At 63.4% G+C, this 19553-nt stretch carries 32 protein-coding genes and 2 other RNA genes; 1 reads left to right on the top strand and 33 read right to left on the bottom strand.

Translation table 11 applies throughout. The features are described 5' to 3' along the window. Window position 1 precedes the first annotated feature (1 nt). The 3 genes from EL191_RS21270 to EL191_RS21260 are packed head-to-tail and all read right to left on the bottom strand — an operon-like array spanning window position 2 to window position 2370. A complete protein-coding gene (locus EL191_RS21270; RefSeq protein WP_041980131.1) occupies window positions 2-445 on the bottom strand; it encodes an HI1506-related protein in 444 nt (147 codons plus the stop codon). 12 nt (window positions 446-457) lie between these two features. Next, window positions 458-1375, bottom strand: a complete 918-nt coding sequence (locus EL191_RS21265; protein ID WP_041980129.1) for a Mu-like prophage major head subunit gpT family protein — start codon at window positions 1373-1375, stop codon at window positions 458-460. A 2-nt stretch (window positions 1376-1377) separates the two neighbouring features. Then, the gene (locus tag EL191_RS21260) at window positions 1378-2370 is read right to left on the bottom strand and encodes a phage protease (protein ID WP_080764294.1); all 993 of its coding nucleotides are present in this window, start codon (window positions 2368-2370) and stop codon (window positions 1378-1380) included. Between the two features lie 114 nt (window positions 2371-2484). Here EL191_RS21260 and EL191_RS21255 point away from each other — a divergent pair, with 114 nt between their 5' ends. Then, on the top strand, window positions 2485-3000 hold the full coding sequence (locus EL191_RS21255; RefSeq protein ID WP_041980127.1) for an RIP homotypic interaction motif-containing protein: 516 nt from the start codon (window positions 2485-2487) through the stop codon (window positions 2998-3000). Here EL191_RS21255 and EL191_RS21250 read toward each other — a convergent pair. The 30 genes from EL191_RS21250 to EL191_RS21110 form a co-directional block, all read right to left on the bottom strand. Continuing rightward, window positions 2983-3756 carry a Mom family adenine methylcarbamoylation protein gene (locus tag EL191_RS21250; RefSeq protein ID WP_052435041.1) on the bottom strand — a complete coding sequence of 258 codons (774 nt, stop codon included), beginning with the start codon at window positions 3754-3756 and terminating at the stop codon, window positions 2983-2985. The genes EL191_RS21255 and EL191_RS21250 overlap by 18 nt on opposite strands. Next, entirely contained in the window at window positions 3698-3856 is a 159-nt protein-coding gene (locus tag EL191_RS21245; RefSeq protein ID WP_232005540.1) for a hypothetical protein, read from the bottom strand. The genes EL191_RS21250 and EL191_RS21245 overlap by 59 nt, the downstream gene beginning before the upstream one ends. A 349-nt stretch (window positions 3857-4205) precedes the next feature. Then, a complete protein-coding gene (locus EL191_RS21240; protein WP_041980125.1) occupies window positions 4206-4997 on the bottom strand; it encodes a phage head morphogenesis protein in 792 nt (263 codons plus the stop codon). Beyond that, on the bottom strand, window positions 4994-6565 hold the full coding sequence (locus EL191_RS21235) for a DUF935 domain-containing protein (protein WP_041980123.1): 1572 nt from the start codon (window positions 6563-6565) through the stop codon (window positions 4994-4996). The genes EL191_RS21240 and EL191_RS21235 overlap by 4 nt, the downstream gene beginning before the upstream one ends. Next, window positions 6565-8139 (bottom strand): hypothetical protein, encoded by a 1575-nt coding sequence (locus tag EL191_RS21230; protein ID WP_232005494.1) that lies wholly within the window; start codon window positions 8137-8139, stop codon window positions 6565-6567. The genes EL191_RS21235 and EL191_RS21230 overlap by 1 nt, the downstream gene beginning before the upstream one ends. Beyond that, window positions 8136-8648: a DUF3486 family protein gene (locus EL191_RS21225; RefSeq protein ID WP_041980121.1), complete on the bottom strand. Its 513-nt coding sequence runs from the start codon at window positions 8646-8648 to the stop codon at window positions 8136-8138. Before EL191_RS21225 ends, EL191_RS21230 begins: the two co-directional genes overlap by 4 nt. A 4-nt stretch (window positions 8649-8652) precedes the next feature. Next, window positions 8653-8961, bottom strand: a complete 309-nt coding sequence (locus EL191_RS21220) for a hypothetical protein (RefSeq protein WP_197721701.1) — start codon at window positions 8959-8961, stop codon at window positions 8653-8655. After that, window positions 8958-9275, bottom strand: coding sequence for a hypothetical protein (locus EL191_RS21215; RefSeq protein ID WP_041980119.1), 318 nt, complete (start codon window positions 9273-9275; stop codon window positions 8958-8960). The genes EL191_RS21220 and EL191_RS21215 overlap by 4 nt, the downstream gene beginning before the upstream one ends. Then, window positions 9272-9910 (bottom strand): hypothetical protein, encoded by a 639-nt coding sequence (locus tag EL191_RS21210; RefSeq protein ID WP_052435040.1) that lies wholly within the window; start codon window positions 9908-9910, stop codon window positions 9272-9274. The genes EL191_RS21215 and EL191_RS21210 overlap by 4 nt, the downstream gene beginning before the upstream one ends. After that, the gene (locus EL191_RS21205) at window positions 9907-10440 is read right to left on the bottom strand and encodes a lysozyme (protein WP_041980118.1); all 534 of its coding nucleotides are present in this window, start codon (window positions 10438-10440) and stop codon (window positions 9907-9909) included. Before EL191_RS21205 ends, EL191_RS21210 begins: the two co-directional genes overlap by 4 nt. Next, window positions 10437-10772 (bottom strand): hypothetical protein, encoded by a 336-nt coding sequence (locus EL191_RS21200; protein ID WP_041980116.1) that lies wholly within the window; start codon window positions 10770-10772, stop codon window positions 10437-10439. Before EL191_RS21200 ends, EL191_RS21205 begins: the two co-directional genes overlap by 4 nt. Before the next feature lie 55 nt (window positions 10773-10827). Continuing rightward, window positions 10828-11268: a Mor transcription activator family protein gene (locus EL191_RS21195; RefSeq protein ID WP_041980114.1), complete on the bottom strand. Its 441-nt coding sequence runs from the start codon at window positions 11266-11268 to the stop codon at window positions 10828-10830. After that, the gene (locus EL191_RS21190; protein WP_041980113.1) at window positions 11265-11663 is read right to left on the bottom strand and encodes a gp16 family protein; all 399 of its coding nucleotides are present in this window, start codon (window positions 11661-11663) and stop codon (window positions 11265-11267) included. Before EL191_RS21190 ends, EL191_RS21195 begins: the two co-directional genes overlap by 4 nt. After that, window positions 11660-11938, bottom strand: coding sequence for a hypothetical protein (locus EL191_RS21185; RefSeq protein ID WP_041980112.1), 279 nt, complete (start codon window positions 11936-11938; stop codon window positions 11660-11662). The genes EL191_RS21190 and EL191_RS21185 overlap by 4 nt, the downstream gene beginning before the upstream one ends. After that, window positions 11938-12009: hammerhead ribozyme type II (locus EL191_RS21180), an RNA gene on the bottom strand. Before EL191_RS21180 ends, EL191_RS21185 begins: the two co-directional genes overlap by 1 nt. Continuing rightward, entirely contained in the window at window positions 12008-12148 is a 141-nt protein-coding gene (locus EL191_RS24435) for a hypothetical protein (RefSeq protein ID WP_164722337.1), read from the bottom strand. The genes EL191_RS21180 and EL191_RS24435 overlap by 2 nt, the downstream gene beginning before the upstream one ends. A gap of 103 nt (window positions 12149-12251) precedes the next feature. Next, window positions 12252-12923: a DUF7168 domain-containing protein gene (locus EL191_RS21175; RefSeq protein WP_041980111.1), complete on the bottom strand. Its 672-nt coding sequence runs from the start codon at window positions 12921-12923 to the stop codon at window positions 12252-12254. 8 nt (window positions 12924-12931) lie between these two features. Further along, window positions 12932-13004, bottom strand: an RNA gene (locus EL191_RS21170) — hammerhead ribozyme type II. Beyond that, the gene (locus tag EL191_RS21165; protein WP_041980110.1) at window positions 13003-13194 is read right to left on the bottom strand and encodes a hypothetical protein; all 192 of its coding nucleotides are present in this window, start codon (window positions 13192-13194) and stop codon (window positions 13003-13005) included. Before EL191_RS21165 ends, EL191_RS21170 begins: the two co-directional genes overlap by 2 nt. After that, complete coding sequence (locus EL191_RS21160) at window positions 13195-13461, bottom strand: hypothetical protein (protein WP_052435039.1); 267 nt, start codon at window positions 13459-13461, stop codon at window positions 13195-13197. Between the two features lies 1 nt (window position 13462). Further along, window positions 13463-13906 (bottom strand): hypothetical protein, encoded by a 444-nt coding sequence (locus EL191_RS21155; RefSeq protein ID WP_041980109.1) that lies wholly within the window; start codon window positions 13904-13906, stop codon window positions 13463-13465. Window position 13907: 1 nt separating this feature from the next. Continuing rightward, on the bottom strand, window positions 13908-14426 hold the full coding sequence (locus tag EL191_RS21150) for a host-nuclease inhibitor Gam family protein (RefSeq protein WP_041980108.1): 519 nt from the start codon (window positions 14424-14426) through the stop codon (window positions 13908-13910). 15 nt (window positions 14427-14441) lie between these two features. Beyond that, window positions 14442-14747, bottom strand: a complete 306-nt coding sequence (locus tag EL191_RS21145; RefSeq protein WP_197721700.1) for a hypothetical protein — start codon at window positions 14745-14747, stop codon at window positions 14442-14444. Next, entirely contained in the window at window positions 14734-15120 is a 387-nt protein-coding gene (locus EL191_RS21140) for a hypothetical protein (RefSeq protein WP_041980106.1), read from the bottom strand. Before EL191_RS21140 ends, EL191_RS21145 begins: the two co-directional genes overlap by 14 nt. Beyond that, complete coding sequence (locus tag EL191_RS21135) at window positions 15117-15722, bottom strand: response regulator (RefSeq protein ID WP_041980104.1); 606 nt, start codon at window positions 15720-15722, stop codon at window positions 15117-15119. The genes EL191_RS21140 and EL191_RS21135 overlap by 4 nt, the downstream gene beginning before the upstream one ends. Further along, window positions 15722-16444, bottom strand: coding sequence for an AAA family ATPase (locus tag EL191_RS21130; protein ID WP_041980103.1), 723 nt, complete (start codon window positions 16442-16444; stop codon window positions 15722-15724). The genes EL191_RS21135 and EL191_RS21130 overlap by 1 nt, the downstream gene beginning before the upstream one ends. Window positions 16445-16461: 17 nt before the next feature. Next, window positions 16462-18510: a DNA-binding protein gene (locus EL191_RS21125; RefSeq protein WP_041980102.1), complete on the bottom strand. Its 2049-nt coding sequence runs from the start codon at window positions 18508-18510 to the stop codon at window positions 16462-16464. After that, on the bottom strand, window positions 18503-18697 hold the full coding sequence (locus EL191_RS21120) for a hypothetical protein (protein WP_041980101.1): 195 nt from the start codon (window positions 18695-18697) through the stop codon (window positions 18503-18505). Before EL191_RS21120 ends, EL191_RS21125 begins: the two co-directional genes overlap by 8 nt. Beyond that, window positions 18694-19125, bottom strand: a complete 432-nt coding sequence (locus EL191_RS21115; protein WP_041980100.1) for a hypothetical protein — start codon at window positions 19123-19125, stop codon at window positions 18694-18696. The genes EL191_RS21120 and EL191_RS21115 overlap by 4 nt, the downstream gene beginning before the upstream one ends. Before the next feature lie 2 nt (window positions 19126-19127). Beyond that, window positions 19128-19466 carry a helix-turn-helix domain-containing protein gene (locus EL191_RS21110; protein WP_041980099.1) on the bottom strand — a complete coding sequence of 113 codons (339 nt, stop codon included), beginning with the start codon at window positions 19464-19466 and terminating at the stop codon, window positions 19128-19130. Window positions 19467-19553: the final 87 nt, after the last annotated feature.

Here is a 19553-nt window from a genome sequence, read left to right as displayed (position 1 = left end):
GTTATGCCTCGCTGTCCTGCTGCGCGGCCGGTTGCTCGCCGGCTTGCTCTTCCTGAGCGGCAGACGTGTCAGCAGGCGCGGCCGGTGCGGACGGTTTCGCCGCAGGCTTGGCCGGCTTTTTCGCAGCGGGTTTGGCACCAGGCTTGTTCGCCTTCGGCTTGGCCGGAGCGGGCTTGGTTGGTTTGGCCGGGGCCGGTGTGGTGCCTACCTGGTTGGTATTACTGTCGGTGTCACCAGACTCCAAGCCGCCACCTTGGCCAGCACTCTGCTGCGCCGGGCCAGGCAGTTCGCCATCGATCAGCTCGACGGTAAGCACCGGGTCGGCCTGCAGCTTTGCCAGCATGCTTTCGGTAAAGCGCTCGGCCGGGTGGTCGGTGGCAAGCCGGGGGTGGCTGATGCCGCAGCGACGGTAGCCGTCCCGTTTTGACTTGATACGAACGATCATGGCGGCGCCCCCTTAGACCAGCTCGTCGCATACGAACAGCTCGGCCGTGCCGGCCCATTCGTTGCCACCGTTCTCGTCCTTGACCAAGAGCTTGCGTGCCTGCGCTTCCAGTTGCGGCGGCACGACCAGAGTGGTCGGGCGGATTTTCAGAGGACGCCCACCGTCAGCCTTGAACGACTGCATAGCAGCGCGGGCCTTGCCATAGAACTCGCCAGTGAGCGGTTGCTTGGATGCGTAGGCCATCTGCCAGAAGCCAAAGCCGGCCTCGCAGCGGTAACGCACGCCATGCAGGTACTCGTCATGCTCGAACACATGGTCGCTGTTGTTCGGGTTGGTTTTGCTGGTCAGCTCCGGCTTGGTGCGCTCCTGGAAGATGAACGGCAGCAGGGCGCGGGAGGTGTCGAGCAGGAACCAGGCCGGGCCAGCATCTGCGGCCGGAACGTCCATGTTGCTGACATTGGTCACAGCGCCGGTGCCATCGACGTTGGCGTACACCGGGTGCTCATCATCGAAAAAGTTCTGGCCGTCGAAGCACGCCTCGGTAAAGCCAGCCATCAGCAGCTCGAAAACCAGCGAGTCCGGGTGATAGCCCGCAGCGCGCCCCATCTCGTTGAACATGGGCAGGAACACGCCGGCCATGTCGTCTTCCACCATGACGCGCGGCACACCGACAGTGCTTTCAAAGAGGCGGTTGGTGATGGTGTAGCCCTTGGCTGCCATGTCACGGATAACGCGGGCGCCGATCCATTCAACCAGCTGCGGGAACTGCCCCAGCCAGGCGTAGAGGTTTGCAGCGCCGCTGCTGGGCACCAGCGTGGCGACCTTCTTCCATTGCGCATCGCCTTGGGCCTTGGCCAGTGCTTTCTGATATTCAGCGCTGTAGCCCTTGAACAGCGCATCCAGCAGGCCCGGTGTGATTTGAATTGCCATGTTTATTGCCCCTCGATGTGCTTGATGTACTGGTCATCGGTCATGCCGAACGACCGCGCGGCCTGCTGTTGCTCGGCGTTGAGCGCGGTTTTGTTCTGCTCGTCCACCCGGCCTTCGGGCACGACCGTAGCCGTCACCGAGGGCGCCGCTTTGACGAACTCGCGGAAGCGTTCCAGGCCGCCTTCCTCCTGACAGGCCGCCAGGTGGTAGCCCTTGGTGGCTGGCGTGATCTTCCCGGCCTTGAGGGCCGCGTCGATTTCGGTGTTGATGGCGGTTTTCAGCTCGTCTTCTTCACGCTGCTTGAGCTTCTGCTCGGCGTTGAGGGCGCGCTGCTCCAGGGCGTTGTAGTCGCCGCGCGGCACGTACAACTGCAGGGAGGGTGCTTTCTCGCTGTTGAGGGCCGTTTCCTTGGCCTCCTTCAGCGCCTTGATGGCGGCGACGGCCTCGTCTTCCGTCGCGGTTTCAGGCAAGCCGAGGGCTGCCCGGATGGCTGCTGCGAGCATCGGGATGTTCTCCGTGGTGGGTTGTTCAGCGTTGAGCGCCTTGGTCAGCAAGTTCGGCTTGTTGACCAGGCCGAAGCTGCTAAAGCGGTGAATGCGACCGTCGTCGTCGTAGGTGAATACCGGCGATATGTAGCGGTACTCGCGCTCAGCGATGGCGTTGCGGGCCTTGGCCGTCCACTCCACGCGGGCCTCGATGGCGCCGCGCTCGTTGATGCGGTATTCACGCGCCCAGCCGCTGGCCGGTGCGTCGTCGCCCTGGGGCGCTTTCAGCTCGGTGGCGTGTACGTAATCGAACGGCAGGTCAGCGCCTGCGGTGTGCGCCTTGGTGGCGGCCAGCACCTGGGCCGGGTCATACGACCAGGTGCGGCCATCGCGGCCGGTCACTGTCGGGCCGGGCGGCAGCACCTCGACCCACTCGGGCACGTCGGCGCTCAGCTCGAAACAGAGTGCTGTGGAGGTGGTGCGGTTGTGCGGGGCGTTTTGTGTGTTCATGCCGCCATGGTCGGCGGCATGAGGGGGGCGGGATTAGGGGACGGGTGTCAGTAGTTGCTGATTCTCAGACGGTTGCTTACGCTTTGATGCAGACAAACCAAGGAGAGTGGTCGAATGTTCCGATTCCATACAGACGAAGTCTTCATTGAGAGCGCAGAAACTGGGGAGCGACACGGCCCCTACAAGACCAAGTTCAGCGCTAATGGAATTACCATTTATGACAAGACCTTGGATGTTAGCGAGGGTGATAAGGTCTTGCATAAGCTGCCGAATGGTAGAGAGGAACGTTTCACCGTAGTTCAATCGAATTACAGCAGTGGCTTATCCAGCATTCCTGCGCACTTCACTCTTAAGCTCCATAAAGACACAGCTATTCAGGCAAACCCTCCAGTCAAAACTACAACCAACCACATTGCGATACATAACTCTCAAGGCATCCAGATCGGCGATCACAATGTTCAGAATCTCCAGCTGGTTCTGGGAGAAATTCTCCAGCGTATTGATGACTCTGGCGCCTCTCGTGAGGAAAGGGAGGAAGCAAAGAACCTGCTCAATGCGTTTCTTGCTCACCCCCTAGTTGCTGCGATTGTAGGTGCGGGAATACCAGCTGCTTTAGGCCTGCTTAGCTAGCGCTGACTTCAAGCGTCGACGATCTGGCAATACCTGCCCAGGCTTAGGAAACGGCAGCGGCGCCTTTTTGAACCTGGCCCGCCAGCTCGGCTTGATCAGGTAGATATAGCGGAACTGCAACAGGCTCCGTTTGATCGCCCGATGCTTGTTGGCCCGCAGGAACTCGCCGCGCTTACCGGCCTTCTTGTGGGCGGTCAGTAGCATTGGGTGGTACGCCTGCCCATCCAGCTCATAGAAGCTGGTGCGATGGTGGCCCAGGTAAAGGAAGTTCGCTGCCTGGTAGACCACGCCCCAGCCCCCGCAACGCTCGTCCGCAAAGCTCTGCACCCAGGCCACACGCGGGCAGGCCCGTTTGATGAACTTGAAGGCATACGACAGGGCGCGGCTCTCGCTATTGCGCGGCGCCACGTCGTCCAGCCACATGCGGTTTAGCTCCAGGTACTGATCAACCTGGGTGCCGGCTACGAACTTCTGCGCGCCTGCCACCGGGTTCAGGGCATAGCCGAATTGCAACGCGCCGCGCAGTACGCCGCCAATCCATACACCCAGGTGAATGTATGAGTTGTTCACGATGCGGCCGGAGTAGTGGTTGGCGATGATCATCTGGTTGGCCTCGGCGCGTGGGAGCTGCGCCACGTAGAAGCTACGGGAGCCGAAGCCGGCCAGGGCTTCGCTCCCGTTCAGGTATCCCACCTGGTCAGTGGTAGGTGGGGTGAATTGTCCCGGTGCTGCCGGGTGGTGGGCTTTCTTTGCCATGAGCTGCCTCAACGGATCGAGGCGCTCGGGGGCGCTCTGGATTCGGGCAGCTCGTGGCTATCTGATTCATTACCCGGCAACGCGGGCACTTGATCTGCAACAGGGTAAAACTGACGGCCTTGCCGAGTAGTCGGCCACAGCCGCCGCAACGTATGTCTATCAACTGCAATGCCCTTAATAAGCTGGTAGGCTTCCGCCCGCTCTCGCGAGAGTGGGAGGGTCTTGGCTGGCATGCAGGGTTGCTCTGCTGTCGGTGCCTGTTTGCGATGTTCGTGCATCGCCCTCGGGCACCCTCTCTTTGTTCCTTCCTCGCTATTTCATCGCTCGCCCTCCCTTCCGATAGTTCGCAGGCCGCGTTAGACCGGCGTTAGAAACTGTTTTCGAGCCTTCCCCCTAGCCGTGGTAGCCATCAACTGCCGTTCGTTGCGTGGCGGGCCGTTTTGGCGGGGTCAGCTTTCGGCCGGTATTGCGGCCTCTTTCTCGTCCAGGAGCTGCTGCGCCCTGGCCAGCCTGGACACCTGCCCGGCGTTATAGGCCCAGCCCGGCTCTATGCCTCGCGGCACGCTGACGACCTGCCCGGTGCGGCGGTTGACGTACTCCTGCGGGGCCAGGTCGGGCGCGGCCGTGATATAGCGCCCTGATGCCTGCAGGCGCTCGGCCTCTCGGCGGCTGACCTGGCGAACCCGGCATTTGCAGCCCCAGCCATTGGGCGGGAAGTGCGTCTGCCACCACGGGTCATCGGCGGGCAGCAGGATGCCGGCCCACGCCACGTGCTCTGGCCGATGCTCTCGGCTCGGCCCCAGCTCATAGAGCAGATACGGATGCGTCTTCGATGTGCGCTCGATGCGCTCCCACTGGCCGGCCGCATGGGCCTGGCGCAGGTTCACGTCATAGATTGTTCGCAGGCGGCGCGGGCTGCCCAGCTGCACCTCGCGCGTCTCTCCGGTCAGCGGGTCGAGCAGCTCGCCACGGCCCCACCAACCGAGCTTCTCCAGGAGCGGCTGCAGATCCCGCTTGAACTCTGCGAAGGCCTGGCCGCCCGTGATCGCCTCGTCGACCGCCGCGCGGATCGCCTCAAGGATGTCCAGGCGCATGGCCTTGGCCACCGTCCAGGCCGTAGCGTGCTCTTCCTGGAACACGTCGCGGTGATCGAAGCCCACCCGGTAGCCCTTGGCGCGCAGGTAGTCGAGCGCTTCCTTTGGCACAGGGACGGGCAGCGGCTCACGTGTCGGCCCGGTCATAGCTGGTCGCTCACGTCGCCAGTGGCGCGGGCCTTGAACGCGGCCAGGGCCAGGCGCTCGATCAGGGCGCTGTCGTCCATTTCCTCGAGCAGGCCGGCCAGGCCGGCGCGGAACTCGTCGAAGGTTCCAACCCGCTGCGCCAGCTGCTGCACCGGATCGAGCACGGGCTTCATCACCGGAACCCAGTCGCCCAGCTCGTCGGCCACCAGCTCGTCCAGCTCGTCGCGCTTCGGTTGCTCGGCGTTCAATGCCTTGCGCTCGCCGCATGCCGAGCAGGCGCACGATTGCTGCTGATGGTTCAGGGCCAGCGGCTGCATGGAATGCTGCGGGCGCAGCACCTGGGCGCCGGACTGGGGCGCGGACAGGCCGAACTTGTCCAGGATCGCCGAGGCTTCTACCGGCAGCCCTCGGTCAATGAACGGCCCGAGGGCATCGGCCAGCGCCTTCAAGTCCTCAGCTTCAGTCACCTGCAGGACGATGCGCGGGTAACGATCCTGCGGGCCATAGTTCAGGTCGATGAAGGTTTGCACCAGGTCGCGGTTGAGCGTCGCCGCGAGCTGTTTGGCATCGGCGCGCAGAATGTCCATACGCACTTCGTTGTGCACGTTGGCCTGGCTCTGGCTCGACCCGTCATCGGTGGTCATCGTCTGCCCCAGCACGCCCTTGCTGATCTGCTTGTCGAGCCACTCGGCCATGCGCTCGAACAGCTCGGCGCCGCCTGCAGCGTTGGCGATCTCTACAAACTCGATCTTCATGCCTTCCGGCATTACGGCTGCGGCATCTGCCGCGAGCTGGGCCACGGCACGGCGCAGGACGGCGATATCGTCCGACTTGGCACCCGGCCCATAGCGGCCAATGCGCAGCGGCATACCGTACAGCTCGGCATAGCGCATCCAGTCCTTGAGGCCGAACGCCTTGCACATGAACGACACGGCCACCAGGCGCGCGACACCGCCGCGGATCGGCAGGCCTGACTTCAAGCGCGGCTTGTGGACGATCAACTTGCCGGGCGGAATCTCCAGACCATCGCCGCCTTCGCTGCGCAACTGCAGGCGTTGGCCAGTGACCTTGTCGAACTGGAACCAGCGCGGGTCGCGGTGCTCATAGCGGGTTGGCCAGAACTGGTCGCCGATCAGTTGCCAGATAGGCTCGGCGACAGAGAAACCTTTGCCAATGGCATCGAGCAGGTCATCGAGCATGTCGCTGAACTCGGGCGCCTCGACCAGCTCGCGCACAGCTTCTGCCAGTTGCTCGTCGTGTTCGTCCTCGCTCGCGGCCTCGACAACGACTGGCAGCCCGGAGACGGCCCGCTTGCGCGTGCCCAGCACGGCGGCATAGTGCGGGTCTTTCTCCTCCATTTCCTCGGCCAGGGTGAGGTACGAGTAATGGTCACCCTGGGCGGCGGCATTGAGGATCGAGCGCAGGCGCGCCGGGTCGAGGGTGGCCGAGACAGACTCGACCGTCCACGCTTGATAGACGCCCGTGGTGCTGGCTTGAACCAGCTCCTGGAGCAGCTCGGTTTTATGGATCGGCCGGCCTTGGGCGTCAACGATCACGGATTCAGCCATTACCACACACCTCCCACGTTGCGGCCGCCGCTGAACGTGTCGTCGTCTTCAAATGAATTGCTGTTGCTGGAGCGCACGGCCTCATAGCCGTATTGCTCGATGTCCATCCGGCTGGCGAAGCGGGCAAGGGCAATGGCGATACCGGCGTCGCCGTGGCGCTGGGCCGCGCCTTTTTCGTTTGTCCTGGACTCAGGAATTCGGGCCACGCCCTTGACCATGCGGAATGCACGCAGATCGGCTATCACGTCACGGTCCGATGGCAGGTCGTACAGCGTCCCGTCATCGAGGTCGGCCTTGAGGCCGGGCATGTTGTCTCGATACCAGCCCTCGGTAAGCATCACCTGGCTGATGCGGTTGTGGCCGTACTGCACGGCTGCCGCCTCGGCCAGCGCCTGGCCATTGCCCCGTGCGTCGTTGGCACCGGCCATGAAGTTAGGCAGGCGGTCGACGATGAAGAACAGGATTTGCTCTTGCTGTTTGAAGGGGACGTTTCGCAGCTCGACCATGAAGGGCGGCCGCTTGCGGCTGTCCTGCTCCTGGAGCAATGGAACAATCACAGAAAGGTCGCCGCTACGGGCGAAGTCCATGCCGTAGAAACTCCAGGCACCGGCCGGCAGTTGTGCCAAAAGCGGCGCTAATTCGCGCTCGCACCAGGCCAAGCTATCGACCAGGCGTAGAGGCTCGGCGATTACTTCGTACCCAACGGGGTAAGACAGCCGCAATACCGGCACGCTGGAGCGGCTGCGGGCTTCAAGAATCGCAAGGCTAAGGAAAGTCCCGCCGCCCTGACTGGGCACGCAATCCAGCTCCTCTTCGGCCGCATCGCTGTAGTAGCTGTAAACGTCTTGTACCCACTCCAGCTCTTCGGCCTCAGCCCAAGGGATGCCCTTGCGCAGGCATACGCGCTTGTACAAGCCATCGGCCACGGCCTCCTTGAAGGTGCAGCGGAATAGCTCGCCCTTGCGCTTGCCTGCCCGTATCTCGTCGATCAGCTCGTTGAACGGGTTGTCGGTGCCGTTATGGGTACTGATCACATGCACCTCACCACCCCAGATGAGCAGCGCCAATGCCGCTTTGAGCAGCTCGGCCAGGTCAGAGTGGAACGCCGCCTCGTCGATCACTACCACGCCCTGGCGGCCCCGCAAGTTGCTGGGCCGGCTGGTCAGGGCAACGATGCGATAGCCCGAGGGGAACGTGATGATGTACGTCTTGATGTTCTTATCTGCGTCCTCGTCGTGCCATATAGCTTCCTCGATCTCGCCCGCCGCATAGTTGAATGCCCGCGCCCACATCGCACAGGACTGGATGTATTCGACGGTCATGTCCTGGTTGTAGCCCAGGTAGTAGACGTTCATCCCACCGGCCACCGTGGCGCTGGCCGCGACCAAGACGTTGTCGGCGGCCTCAGCCCAAGTAAGGCCGATACGCCGGCTCTTCTCACCGACCTTGAGTGGCGCACGCAAATTTACCCAGCGCTGTTGATACGGAAGCAGGACGACAGGCGTACCGGGCACCCGGCCGCCCGATACGGCCTCATGCAGGGGGGATAGCTTGTGCTCGCTGGTGGCGTTCACGCTGCCACCCCAAGAATCTCACGGCGGATCGCGTCCACAGTCTCGGCATTGAGGCCGCCCTTGCGGGCGATCTTCTCGACCTGGGCAGCGGCCGACTCGGCCTTGGCACGCACCTCGCTCTGCCACTTCTTCTGCACGACCGAGGCCCGGCCCAGCTCGGCCACAGCCTTGGCCACCTTGGGCAAGTCGATCTGTTTTCCATCCGTCAGCAGCAGCTTGAATAGGTGCTCTTGCACCAGGCGCATCAAGGCTTCGTTGACAGCGCCTTCTTCATCGGGGGCAGCGGCAACCACGGCGCGCGCCTGTTCGCTGGCCACTTTTAGCGCGGACAGCCGTTCTTCGAAGCCCTGGCCATAGGCGTGCAGCGCCGACTTGCCGATGCTGTAGCCGCGCTCGGCCAGCTCGGCCGAGAGCAATTCATAGCCCGAGAAGTTGCTCTCGATCAGCGCCTGGTCCAGCCAGGCCTTCACCTCGGCCGGTAGTTGGCCAACCTTGCTGCGCGGTGGCATAGGCTCAGCCTCGCACCGGCCGGGCAATGCCGGGGTTACAGGGAATGGTGTACTCGGCCACGTCGACGCCGTAGTGGGTCAGGCCGCACACCCATTGCCCGTCCGGGCGCTTGTCGAGCGTCACTAGGCTGCGGTCGGCCAGGTAATCCAGCTCGCGGCGCACCTCATGCTGGGTCGCATCGCTATGAATGCCCTGGATAGTGGAAAGCACCAGAGCTTCATGCGGGTCTACCGGCCGCGCGTTATTGAGGGTGAGCAGGATGTACCAGCGCATCGACTCACGGCGAACCTTGGCGGTATCGATGTTGATCATTGATTGGCTCCTTTCATCTGGACGACTTCAAGCTTGTCCCGTAGCCCGTCCAGCTTGGCTTCGATCACTGTTTGGTTTCGCACGTAGTCCTGGCGGTGGACGTACTGCATAGGCAGTTCTGCCTGGAAGCGCAGGAAGTCGCGCTCCAGCTCGGCCAGCTTCGCGATCTCCTTTTCCTGGGAGGCAAAGCGTTCGCCCAGGCGTTTCTCCATCTGGCTCAACAGCAGCTTGACCAGGCCGAAAACCAACGTGCTGAAGATGCCCAGCAGCGAAATGGCCCAGGTCACGGCCTGCGTAAAATCCATCACCATCATTTGCCCCCCAAGACCGCGTCGATCAGAGCGTCCAGCTGTGCCGCTGTGTTGCGGCACTGCTCGGCGTACTGGATGTGGTGTCCCAGGAGAGCGGCCTGGCTGAGGCCTGAATCGAGTTGCTCAGCGGCGACGGGGTCGGGGCCTTGCGCAGCAGCTCGGCCGGAATCTGCGGCGCCGGACATTGCGGCTCGGGCGCCGGTTGCTTCGTCATAAATCCGCACCCAGCCAGCAGTGAACACGCAAGCAGGTAGAGGCTTAGGCGGCGCGTCGAGCGCCTCCCGGTAAAGGTCGGCGACACGGGCAATCTCCCCTGAGAGGTAGTCGGTTGTTTTGCGGTGTTGGCGTTGCTGCTCGGCCAGGTCTGACGCGAGCTTGTCGTTACGGGCCTGCTCTTCCTGCAGGCGTTTTGCGGCGGCTTTGGCATCGGCCTCGGCGGCCAGGGAGCGGGCCAGCTCCTGGGCCTGGTGCTCGCCGCGCAGCGTTTCCAGGGCAAGGGCGCCTTCGGTTTGGGCCATGCCAAACCCACGGCGATATGCCGCTTGCTCAAGCTGATCGATCAGCAAGTAAACGCCTGCCAAAACACCCAGTGTCACGGCAAACGGCAGTAAGGGACGCAGGACGCTGAGCCACTTCATTGCAGACCCTCCAGGCACAGGCGGCGCTCATCCAGGCGGCGAAGGTGCAGCCCCCGCACGAACACCAGGCGTCCATTGGCATCGGTGACGTATGCCCACACCGGGCGGCCATCCGCCCCCCATGCAAGGGCATTGCAGCCCTCGGCCACGCGCCCCCGGTTGATCAGGACGACGGCCCGGCTTGCGCATGTAGACGGGTTGCCAAAGTTGTGGCCATGGCTGCTCAGCGCGTCGAAGGTTTTCTGGCTGATGTCCTGGTTGGTGATGCAGTCCGCCAGCTCCAGCTGGCCGTTGCTGACAACAAGGCGCTCTACCTCTTCGCAGCGCTCGTCCGACCAGTAGTCACCGACGATTACCGGGTAAGGGCTGGTGTGCTTGGTGATGCCCTTGCATACGGTGGGCAGGCCACGGGCCAGCTTGTCGCCGTAGACGGTGTTTTGCCCGTCACCTTCCCAGGTGCCCAGAAAGGCCATAAGGCCGGTGCTGGCCAGCAACAGAGTGCCGGCTGCGATACGTCCACGCAGGCTCATGCGGCACCCTTGCCGATGGCGTTACGTAGCTTGGCGATAGCCGCATTACCCACCTCGGGGGCCGAGCGTGATACGGGGCGGGGCTTTGGCGTGGCATCGCGGCGCTGTGCGGCCGGTGGCTTCTCGCGCGCCTGTTCTTCCCGGCCGGCACGGTGACGACGGTAGGCTGCGACTTTCGGAAATGCGCTCTTGACGTGCTCCTCGACCTGGGCGCGCCAATCGACCGGGCAGCGCTCCATCAGCCACTGGCGGCGGTCGAGCGCCGCCTCGGCCAATACGGCGGAAGCGTAGGCGCGGGGGCTGGTGAGAGTGCTGGGGTCTAGAGTGTTCATGCCGCCATGGTCGGCGGCATCGGTATGCAGGTATTAGCGGACGGGTGTCAGTAACTCAGTTGAACAGGTCGGGCGTAGACGGGGCGGCCAGTTCGGGCAGGCGCTTGAGAATGCGCCAGATATGGCGGTCGCTGAGCTGGTAGGTGCGGGCCAGCTCGTTAACGACGGTATTTGCACTGACACCCTCGCGCGTCGCTTGTTCAAACTGGCGATGAATCTCGGCATCGCGCAGCGCGATCAGTGCCGCGTCGCACTTGGGTATGTAGATCGTTTCGCGCTCGCTGGCATAGCGCCCGAGCTTCTCGGCCGCTTCCTCGCCAACGATCTCGGCCAGCGCAGCAACACGGGCTTGGCCATTGCGGCCGACACCCTGGGCAAAGAACCAGGACGTGCCGCCCAGCTCGGCCACTAGCTTCATCGTGGCGGGCAGGCCGACTACTTCGGCAATGCGTTGCACGGTCGGCGGCAGCAGGTCACGGGCCTGTTCCAGTTTCATAGCGGCCGCCCGTGGCGCTCGGCATCCTTGGCCAGCGCGGTAATGATGCCGCCCAGTTGCTTGCTGTCGCACCACTCCAGGCGCTCGACCTGGTACATGCGGGCGGCCAGGGCGTCGGCATAGTCCCAAGGGCGGCCAGCCTCAGCCAGTTGCGCCTCGATCTTGCCGACCAGCTTGGCGCGCTCGGCAGCCGGCTTCGGCTTGGCGCGACCGGTCGATGCCTTGGGCTTGAACCCCAAGCGCTCCAGCTCGACAAGGACGCGGCCGATCTGGCGCGGGGTCAGGTCTTTTGACGACTCAACCCCAACAGTGCGCTTGAGGATCGCGCGGTACGTTTCATCGTCCAGGCCGAGTTGGCGGCGGGCGATTTGAATTTTCGTCTTGCCTGTGCTCATACCGGGTTCCTCGGGTTCATGGCCGTTCGCACTGCTAGCGGATCGAGGCGAACGGATGCCGCGACGAATCGAGCCATCAGCGCAATCGTCTCCTCGATGTTCTGGCACCCACACTCGGCGCGGACGCGCTCCAGATCGGCCATGGTTCCCGCGCCAAAGACGCCCTTGAACTTGACGCCTTTAACCCGCGCCACCTGGTCGCGCTTGTTCTTGCGGTAACGGGCCGAGCGAGCGCGGCTCAATCGGCGTTTGCGGTCTTGTGTCGATTCATTCATTGCGGCTGCTCATCAGTACCGGGCCACCACGCCCGGCAGACCTTCGCCCCTGGTGGGGCGAGGTTTCGCTTAGTTGGGGTTGATGACCTTCTCGCGGAAGCGGCGCGGGAACCAGTCGCAGTAGGTGTCCGTTGGCGTGTGGCCAAAGATCAGGCAGCAGCGGTGCTCATGCACGCAGTCGCCACAGGCCTTTCCTGCTGGCAGTTCCATGCAGGTCGCGTCAGTACATGCCTCGTCGGCGCAGCAGCCGTGCTTGCTCCGCTTTATCGCAGGCGCATCTACAGGGGCGCTTGTCAGGGTCATCGTCATGTCCTCAGGTCAGGGCCAGCTGTTCGGCGCCACGCACACCGTGCTGCAGTTGCACACCATTGGCTGCTCGGATGCCCGCTGTAGCATCGCTAATCGCCCGCTGACTCATAGCCTTGGTGCTGCTGTTGCGGTCGATAGACTTGCCGGTGATCAACTTGGGGTAATGCTTGAGCATGTAAGCCTCAGTCGCATCTGATGGCGCGGCGCCTGCGAACTGCATCACCTCTTTGCGCACAGCCCACACCCAGCCGTCGCAGAACTGGTCGGCCCGCTTGGTCTTGTTGGCTGGTTTGCAGCGTTTCAGATCATTGCCGATGTACTCGCGGCGGGCCTGGCGCACTTTGCGCAGCAGCACGGTCATGGCGTAACCAGCCACCTCGGCCATCTCGCCAACGAATCGCCAGTCGCCCAGACCGGGCATGAAAATAAGGCGGCAGGCATAGGCCTCGGCGATGATCTGCGCCAGGTAGGCTTCCCATTGCGCGGGGTTCATCTTCGAACCGCTTCGGGCGCTGTGCTCCTCGATCTCGTACAGGTCCAGGTCGCTCTGCTCTAGCTGGTACTTCTCCATCATCGCGCGGGCCTGTCGCATCGCTGCGGCCGCTTCGTTGGGGTTGCTGCTATTGGCCAAGGCCAGGCACTTCTTGACCTTATCCAGGGCTTTCTTGCGATCCATGTTCTCTCCAGTGGCTGCTCGTCAGTACCCAGCCACCACGCTGGGCAGACCATCCCCGGCTAGGCCGGGGCGGTTTCGCTCAATGGAGGGTGTTGGATGGCGGGTGCCGGTAGCAGGCCGGAACGCGGGCCAGGTACATGCGCTGCATCGCATCCGCGTACAGCTCTCCGGCAAGGCGGCCAGCCGGCATGCGCTCGTCGCCCTGGCGCAAGTCCAGCGTCAGCCGCACATCGCCGTCCTGGTCTTCAAGAATGAAAGTGACCTTGCTCATTCAGACCCCCAACGCTCGAAAGCCCGGCACTTCAAGAGTGCCCAGCAGCTGGATGTATCGAGCGATGGCGCCCAGGTTTGCGCGGGTATCGCCATTAGGCTCCACGCCAGGAACCTGGTTGGCGGGGCACCCACCACTGGTCTTGGCAATGGTGTCGATCACCGCATCAAACTCCCCAACGGCAAGGGCGAATTGCCCCTCGCAGGGTTTCTCGTCGGTGATCCTGATTGCCCCGCTGATGTCGCAGACCGCATAGAACTTGGTCATTTCAAGCCCCCTCAGGAGTAATGAGCCATTTGCTGTGTATACGACCGTCTGCCTTGAACGGCACGCGCTCGACAACGCTAGGACGGTCTGGGAATAGCTTCTTGGCGAGCTGTTGAACTGCGTACTCGTCGCTGTGAGTGCAGGAAACTTTCTTGCCGCGAACTGAACTGGTCACGTACCCGGCAATGCCGTTGGCCCGCACCGCAACCTCCGTCGGTACGACTGGAACCACCGACCGCACCAGGTGGCTGATGCAACCGGCGCGGCCGTGGTGTCGGTACTCGACCACACCGCCCGCCTTGAGCTTTTCCAGGTTGGTCACTTTCAACCCTCGCCAGACGTCGCCCTGAAAAGGGCGCGAGTCGACCACCACGCCCTCGGCATCCAGCACCCAGTGCAGGAAGTCCTGACCGTTGTCTGCGAACTCGACAATGGAAGTGCTCATGTCACTGCACCGCCTGTTCAAAGGGCACGATTGCGAAGTCCTCGATATCGCGGTTGATGGTCACGCCCGGCAGCCCTTCGACGGCCTCCGGTTCGTTGAGGATGGCCTCTTTGTTCACCTCCTCCTTAGTGCGAATCAGGCGCTCAAGTCCCTTGACCTTGAGCAACTCCAGGACGGTATCGGCGCCACGCACGGTCACGCTCGGCGGGCGGCAGCGCCACTGCACTTCGCCGGTCACCAGGTTGGCAAACTTGACCTTGTTGTTATCGGTCAGCTCGGCGCGGTGGGCCTCGCACCAGCCCTGTACGCCGCCCTGCAGGGCAGCCAGGCGCTTTTTAAGATCATCGACGGGGCCGGCAAAGCGCTCGGTAACTTCACCGATTTCGTCATTCATTTGGGTTTCGAGTCGGGTGATTTCGCGCTGCACGTCGCCGATGGCTTTGATGTCGCTTACCACCTGGTCGCGGGTCTGCGGGATGTTCTGAGCAGCGGCGGCTTTCAGTCGTTTTTTCGGTGCCATGTTTGGGGTCCTCTCTCAGTGAATGATTTGAAAATCGCGGTAGCTGATAGGGCGGCGCCATTCGAGGGTTACGCCCTCAAACATCACCGTGATGCGGTCACTCCCTGCCGAGGCGTGGCGCTGGTAGCCCTCGGTCAGGCGCTTGCCTTGCAGGCGTTCGCCGTCTTCGGGGCTGATCTCCAGGCGGTTCTCAGTGGGTTTGATCTGCAGCAGTCGCACGCCCATGGCCTGGAGGTGGCGGGCGGCTGCGTTGAAGTCGCGCAGGCTGGTGGCCAGCGCTGGGGTCAGGACTTTCATCGGGCGTTGCTCAGTGGCTGCCATAACGTTGCTCCTGTGCGGCACAGCGGGGGTTTTGCGGGCAGTGATGGCAGGCGCGCCAGTGCTGCATCGCGTGTGGGTTGTGGGTAGGCGCGGGCTTTTCGCGGTAGCTTTGGCACTGCTCGGCCGTGATCACCTCACCCAGCGCGACGCACTCGATGCGGCCGAGGGTGTCCATCACACGGCGCTCAACGTGCTCAGTGCTTGGTGACGGGTAGCGGTTCTGCAACAGCAGGGTTACGGCTGTGCGGCTCATGCCGATGCGGCCGGCCGCCTTGGTGCGGTTGCTGTTCTCGACCTCACGTGCCAGCAGGCTGACGAACAGCGGCGGCTGTTCGCCCCATGCCGAAAGGTCTACGCGGGCGGCGCGATTCATTCGTCGCCCTCCGGCTCGGGCTGGCGGTAAACGACCTTGCCCAGGTTCGGGTCAAACACCTGACCAATCCGCTGAATCATCGGCGGGCGCGGGCCGCTGTAGCGCTGGGGAATTAGGCGGTAACGGGCAGGCTTGCCCGGCGCGCCCTTGCTCACGACCTGGACATAGCCGGCATGCACCAGCCACTGTAGGTAGCGCATGGCGGTGCTTCGGGTGGTCGGCGTCGCAATCGAGGCCTGATCCGCCAGCTCCTGGGCATCCAGCTCGCCCAGGATGCGCAGCGAGCGCCACATGGCTTCGGTTCCCGAACCTGCCGTGCTGGCTTTGCCGTCACGGGTAACAGCGGGCGCTTCCGCGCCGATGTCATTAGCCAGGGCGAAGGTCTGTTCCTCGAAACGGCCGCCACTGAGTACCTTCACATAGCCGCCCTTCATCAGCCCCTGGAGGTAGGTGCGGACAGTGGCGTGGTCGACGTTCGATTTGCGGGCCACGTTGTAGCTGGTGAAGCTGTCGGCCGCCGCTCGGATGGCCTCCCACACGCGCTGCCGGTTGTTCTTACCGCCGCGCATTTCCAAGTGAATCGCTTTGCGTCCGGCAGCCATCAAGCAACCCTCCGCGCAGGGGCTGCGCCAGTGAACCAGCCGCGCTTGCCCCAAGTGGCCAAGTCAACTTCTTCCAGACCGGACGCAGTGGCTTCGCTGTTCACACGGTGCAGGTTGACCGCGACCCGACGCAGGCAGCCTTTAACAGCGTTGTTCAGGTCTTGCAGCAGATCATCTGCCAGGCGCAGGTTCGGGTAACTGACGCTGGCCAGGCGCTTGACGTCCACCAGGTTGGCAGCCTGGGCGGGCACCCACTCCAGCACGCGGTTGTGCAGGCGCTCCAGCCTGGACAGGCTGCTGGCGACCTTCTCTTCACCGATCAGGATGATGGTGCCCTGGCTGGCGTTGTAGAGGTCGGTCAGGACGTTGGCCGCGCTCTTGTCCAGGAGGTACTGCACGTCATCGACGATCAGCGGCCGGTTGCTCAAGCTGAGCTGCTCGGCGATCTGGTCGACCATCTCGCTGATGTTGCGGGCCGGGGTGATCGCCATATCGCGCAGGATGGCGAGTAGGAACGCCTTCTTAGTCCAGCTATCACGGCACTCGACGTAATAGGCGCGGTGCTGGTTGGCGGCACAGGCTGCGGCAACGGACTTACCAAAGCCACTCGGCCCGAACATGACTACCAGGCCGGGCAGGCCGACCGGGCGTTGCAGGGCACGGTCAATGGCGCTGGCCAGGAGGCCGACGTTGGTTAAAGGTACGATCTTGGAAACGCTCATAGGTGTTACTCCCCAGGTCAAGCGCGGGCCGTTGCCGGCTCCGCGAATTGGTCATACATGCGTTGAATCGAGGCGAAGTCCGGGTGGGCCGGGTAGCGTTCATGCCAGCGGGCTTCGTCATCGGTGAGGGTTGCGCCAGCGAGGTGGCGTTCGTTGAGGCTCTGCCAGAGGTCGTAGCGGGCCATCGGGTCACCCGGCACGGTGAACGCGGCGGCCTGGGCGTCTAGAGTCAGGGCGGCGTATTGCTGGGCGCTGGCCAACTGAACCGGCTCCAGGTTGGCGCTTGGTGCCGTAGTCGGTGCAAGCAGCTCGACACGCTTGCCGGTCACGGTTTCCAGTTTGTCGATGGCGCGCTTCATCTGGCCGTGTTCGCGGCGCTCGTAGGCCTGCTCGATCATCGTTTTCGGCATGTAGTCGCTGGCGTTGCCATCGAGAAGCGCCTCGCCGAGCAGGTGGCCTTCCAGGGTGCGAACCCATACGCGGGAGGCGTCGCGCACGTCGTAGGCCACGCTCACGTCTTCGCCGTGCAGATCGCGCAGGCTGTCGAGGAAGTATCTGTGACCGGCCCAGGTGATTTCGCCACGGCGTACAGGGCGGACCACTTGCGGGCGCATCAGGTCCTCTACCAGCTCTGCAGGCGCCAGCATCGGCTCCCAGCCGCTGTCGATAGCTGCCTGCCAGGCTTCGTTAGGACTCATGTGGCGCATGCGACCGGTCTGCGGATCGCGGACTTTCGCCAGGCCACGGTGCGGCCTGTTGTTGTAAGCCTCCAGCTCAAACTCGACGCCCGCGATGAACTCGGCAAAGGTCGGGATTAGTGCGGTGGTGCCGGCCTCGCGCAACTGCTTGCGGCTGATCCTGTGCACCGCAGTGCCCGCGTGCTTGTCCATGGCGGCGCCGATGTAGCTCGGCAGCTTCTTCGCAGCCGTCACCCAAATGGACTGGTGAGCACGCTCGATCAAGCCACGCGCTTGGCTGTTGTAAGGCAGCGCATGGGTCATGGTGCCGCCGAGGCGGTCGACCACCTCACGCACGGTGTCGTTGGCAAAGCCCGAGCCGTTGTCGACGTAGAACACCGCGAACATGCCGCCACGCTTCACGGCATCGCGCAGTGCGTCGAGCACGCCCACTGTCGACTCGGCTTCGCCAATGGAATAGCCCAGGGCGCGGCGTGTGCCCACGTCGAGCACTGTGGTGGTTTCCGGGCGATACGGTTTGCCGGTGCGCGGGTTCAGTACCTCGGCGTCAAACTTGTGGCCGTCCGCCGTGTACACGTCGCCCGGCATGATGCTGCGGGTGTCGCGGCGCTTGAACGGCTGCAACGCTTTCAGCTCCTGCGGGCTACGGCGGCCACGCTCGCGGGCCTCCGCGCTGAGCTTGTTCAGGAAGCGCCGCACTTGGTGAATGCTCGGGCGGTCGCCTGTACATTTCGCGGCGTATTCGGCATAGGCCGTCTCGACGCTGGGCTTGGTCGGCCGCTGGTAGTGGCGCAGGAAGTCAGGCGCCCAAGCAGGCACGCTCATGTCCGCTTGGCGGCGTACTGGCGCCAGGCCGGCTTCGCCTTTGTTGCGGTAATCGGACAGCCAGCGCATGAGGGTGCGTTCGCTTAGCGAACGGTCGGCCGTCTTGCGGTCATTAGCACGGACAACGCGCTCAGCCAGATAAGGCGGAAGGTCGCCGTCACGGGCCAGCCCTACCAGCGTCATGATGGCGCGCTGTTGCGTGACGGCCTTACTCATGCGCTCGATTTCGCGTACGAACGACAGGCGGGCCTGCATGACCGAGCGTTGCGAATCGCTAAAGCGTGACGCCGAAAGCGCGTCACGCTCACACGGTTTTTGCTCCTGCATCGTTTCCGGTTGCGGTTCTTCCTGACCGACAAGGCGTGCCAACAAGGCGGCCTGGGTCTCGGGCGGAAGCCACCCGAACGGGTACTCGATGGCTTTGGAGCCGAGACGGCGTTGGCCTTCCCAGCCCTCGCGCTCAGCAAGCTTACGCACGCCGCGTTCGGTGCTTGGCATGCCGTCCAGGCCTGCCAGCTCGGCGGAGGTAAACCACTTACGCATTGGGCACCTCACCACGGACAAGGAACGCGCCCAGGTTCAGCGCAGCACTACGGAGCCAGTCCTCGGCATCGCGGAACGTGCCTGTCTCGGCGTCGTTGTGCCCGGCTGCGCTTTCAGCAACGCAGCAGTCATAGAACTCCGTGGCGTGGCGAAGATCGTCCAGGAGGCTTTGCGGGATGCTGGTCATTTCCGCACCCCCATGAGCTTCTCTAGGTCACGGGCGCGGCGGGTGATGGCTGCGGCCTGGCGCTTCAAGCGCCCCAGCTCAGCATCGAGCGCCTCTGTGCCATAAGCAGCGCGGCCGCCGCGCTGCTCGACCAGCCAGTCGGTCAGATCGTGGCTGTCGCAGCTCTGTTCCAGGAGCGGGACACGGTAGAAGGGAATGTTGTGATCCTGGCGTGCGGCGCTGGCCCAGGCGTCGAGCATGTGCTTGCTCACGTCATCACCAGACAGACGCGACATGTGTGCGGCCAGCTCGCGGCGATCCAGACCCTTGAGCAGCGAGCCGACCATCAGGCTGACTTCGGCGGCATAGTTGCCCTCGCCGGGCACAGCCAGCTTCGGCTGGGGAACATCGAAGATGTCTAGGGTGCGGTCATCTTTTCCGTGACGCATGTTCAAGCCTCCGTTCCGGTTTTACGGTGCCCAAGGTCATGAGCTGGGTTATGCTTTCGCAATTGCGGCCCCACAGATTCCGCGCGGTTGGGGCGCTGGCGGTGAGGCGATCCGTCCTCGTTCCAGCGCTCCGGCCAAAGCTGCATCGGTTGCAGCTTGAGAACCTTGGCGATGGCACGCTCGACGCTTGGGTACGGCTGGCGCTTGGCGTTCTTCACGGCCTGGGCACTAAGCCCAAGCGAGCGAGCAACGATGGCGAGGGAGGAACCCTTGGCGCGGAGCTGGAATTTGATCCACTCCCAGCGAAGGGTGGGGTCGTTTGGAATTTCGGTAGTGTTCATGCCCTTGTCCTAATTACGCCACTTGAAAGTGGCTTTTTTGGGACGTCTAACCTGTCCTAGGGCATAAACATAACGCAAATACGGGAC

The sequence above is a fragment of the Pseudomonas mendocina genome (genome assembly GCF_900636545.1).
GTDB lineage: Bacteria > Pseudomonadota > Gammaproteobacteria > Pseudomonadales > Pseudomonadaceae > Aquipseudomonas > Aquipseudomonas mendocina.
The sequence above is the reverse complement of the archived record's forward strand: the minus strand, read 5'-3'. Positions and strand labels throughout refer to the sequence as shown.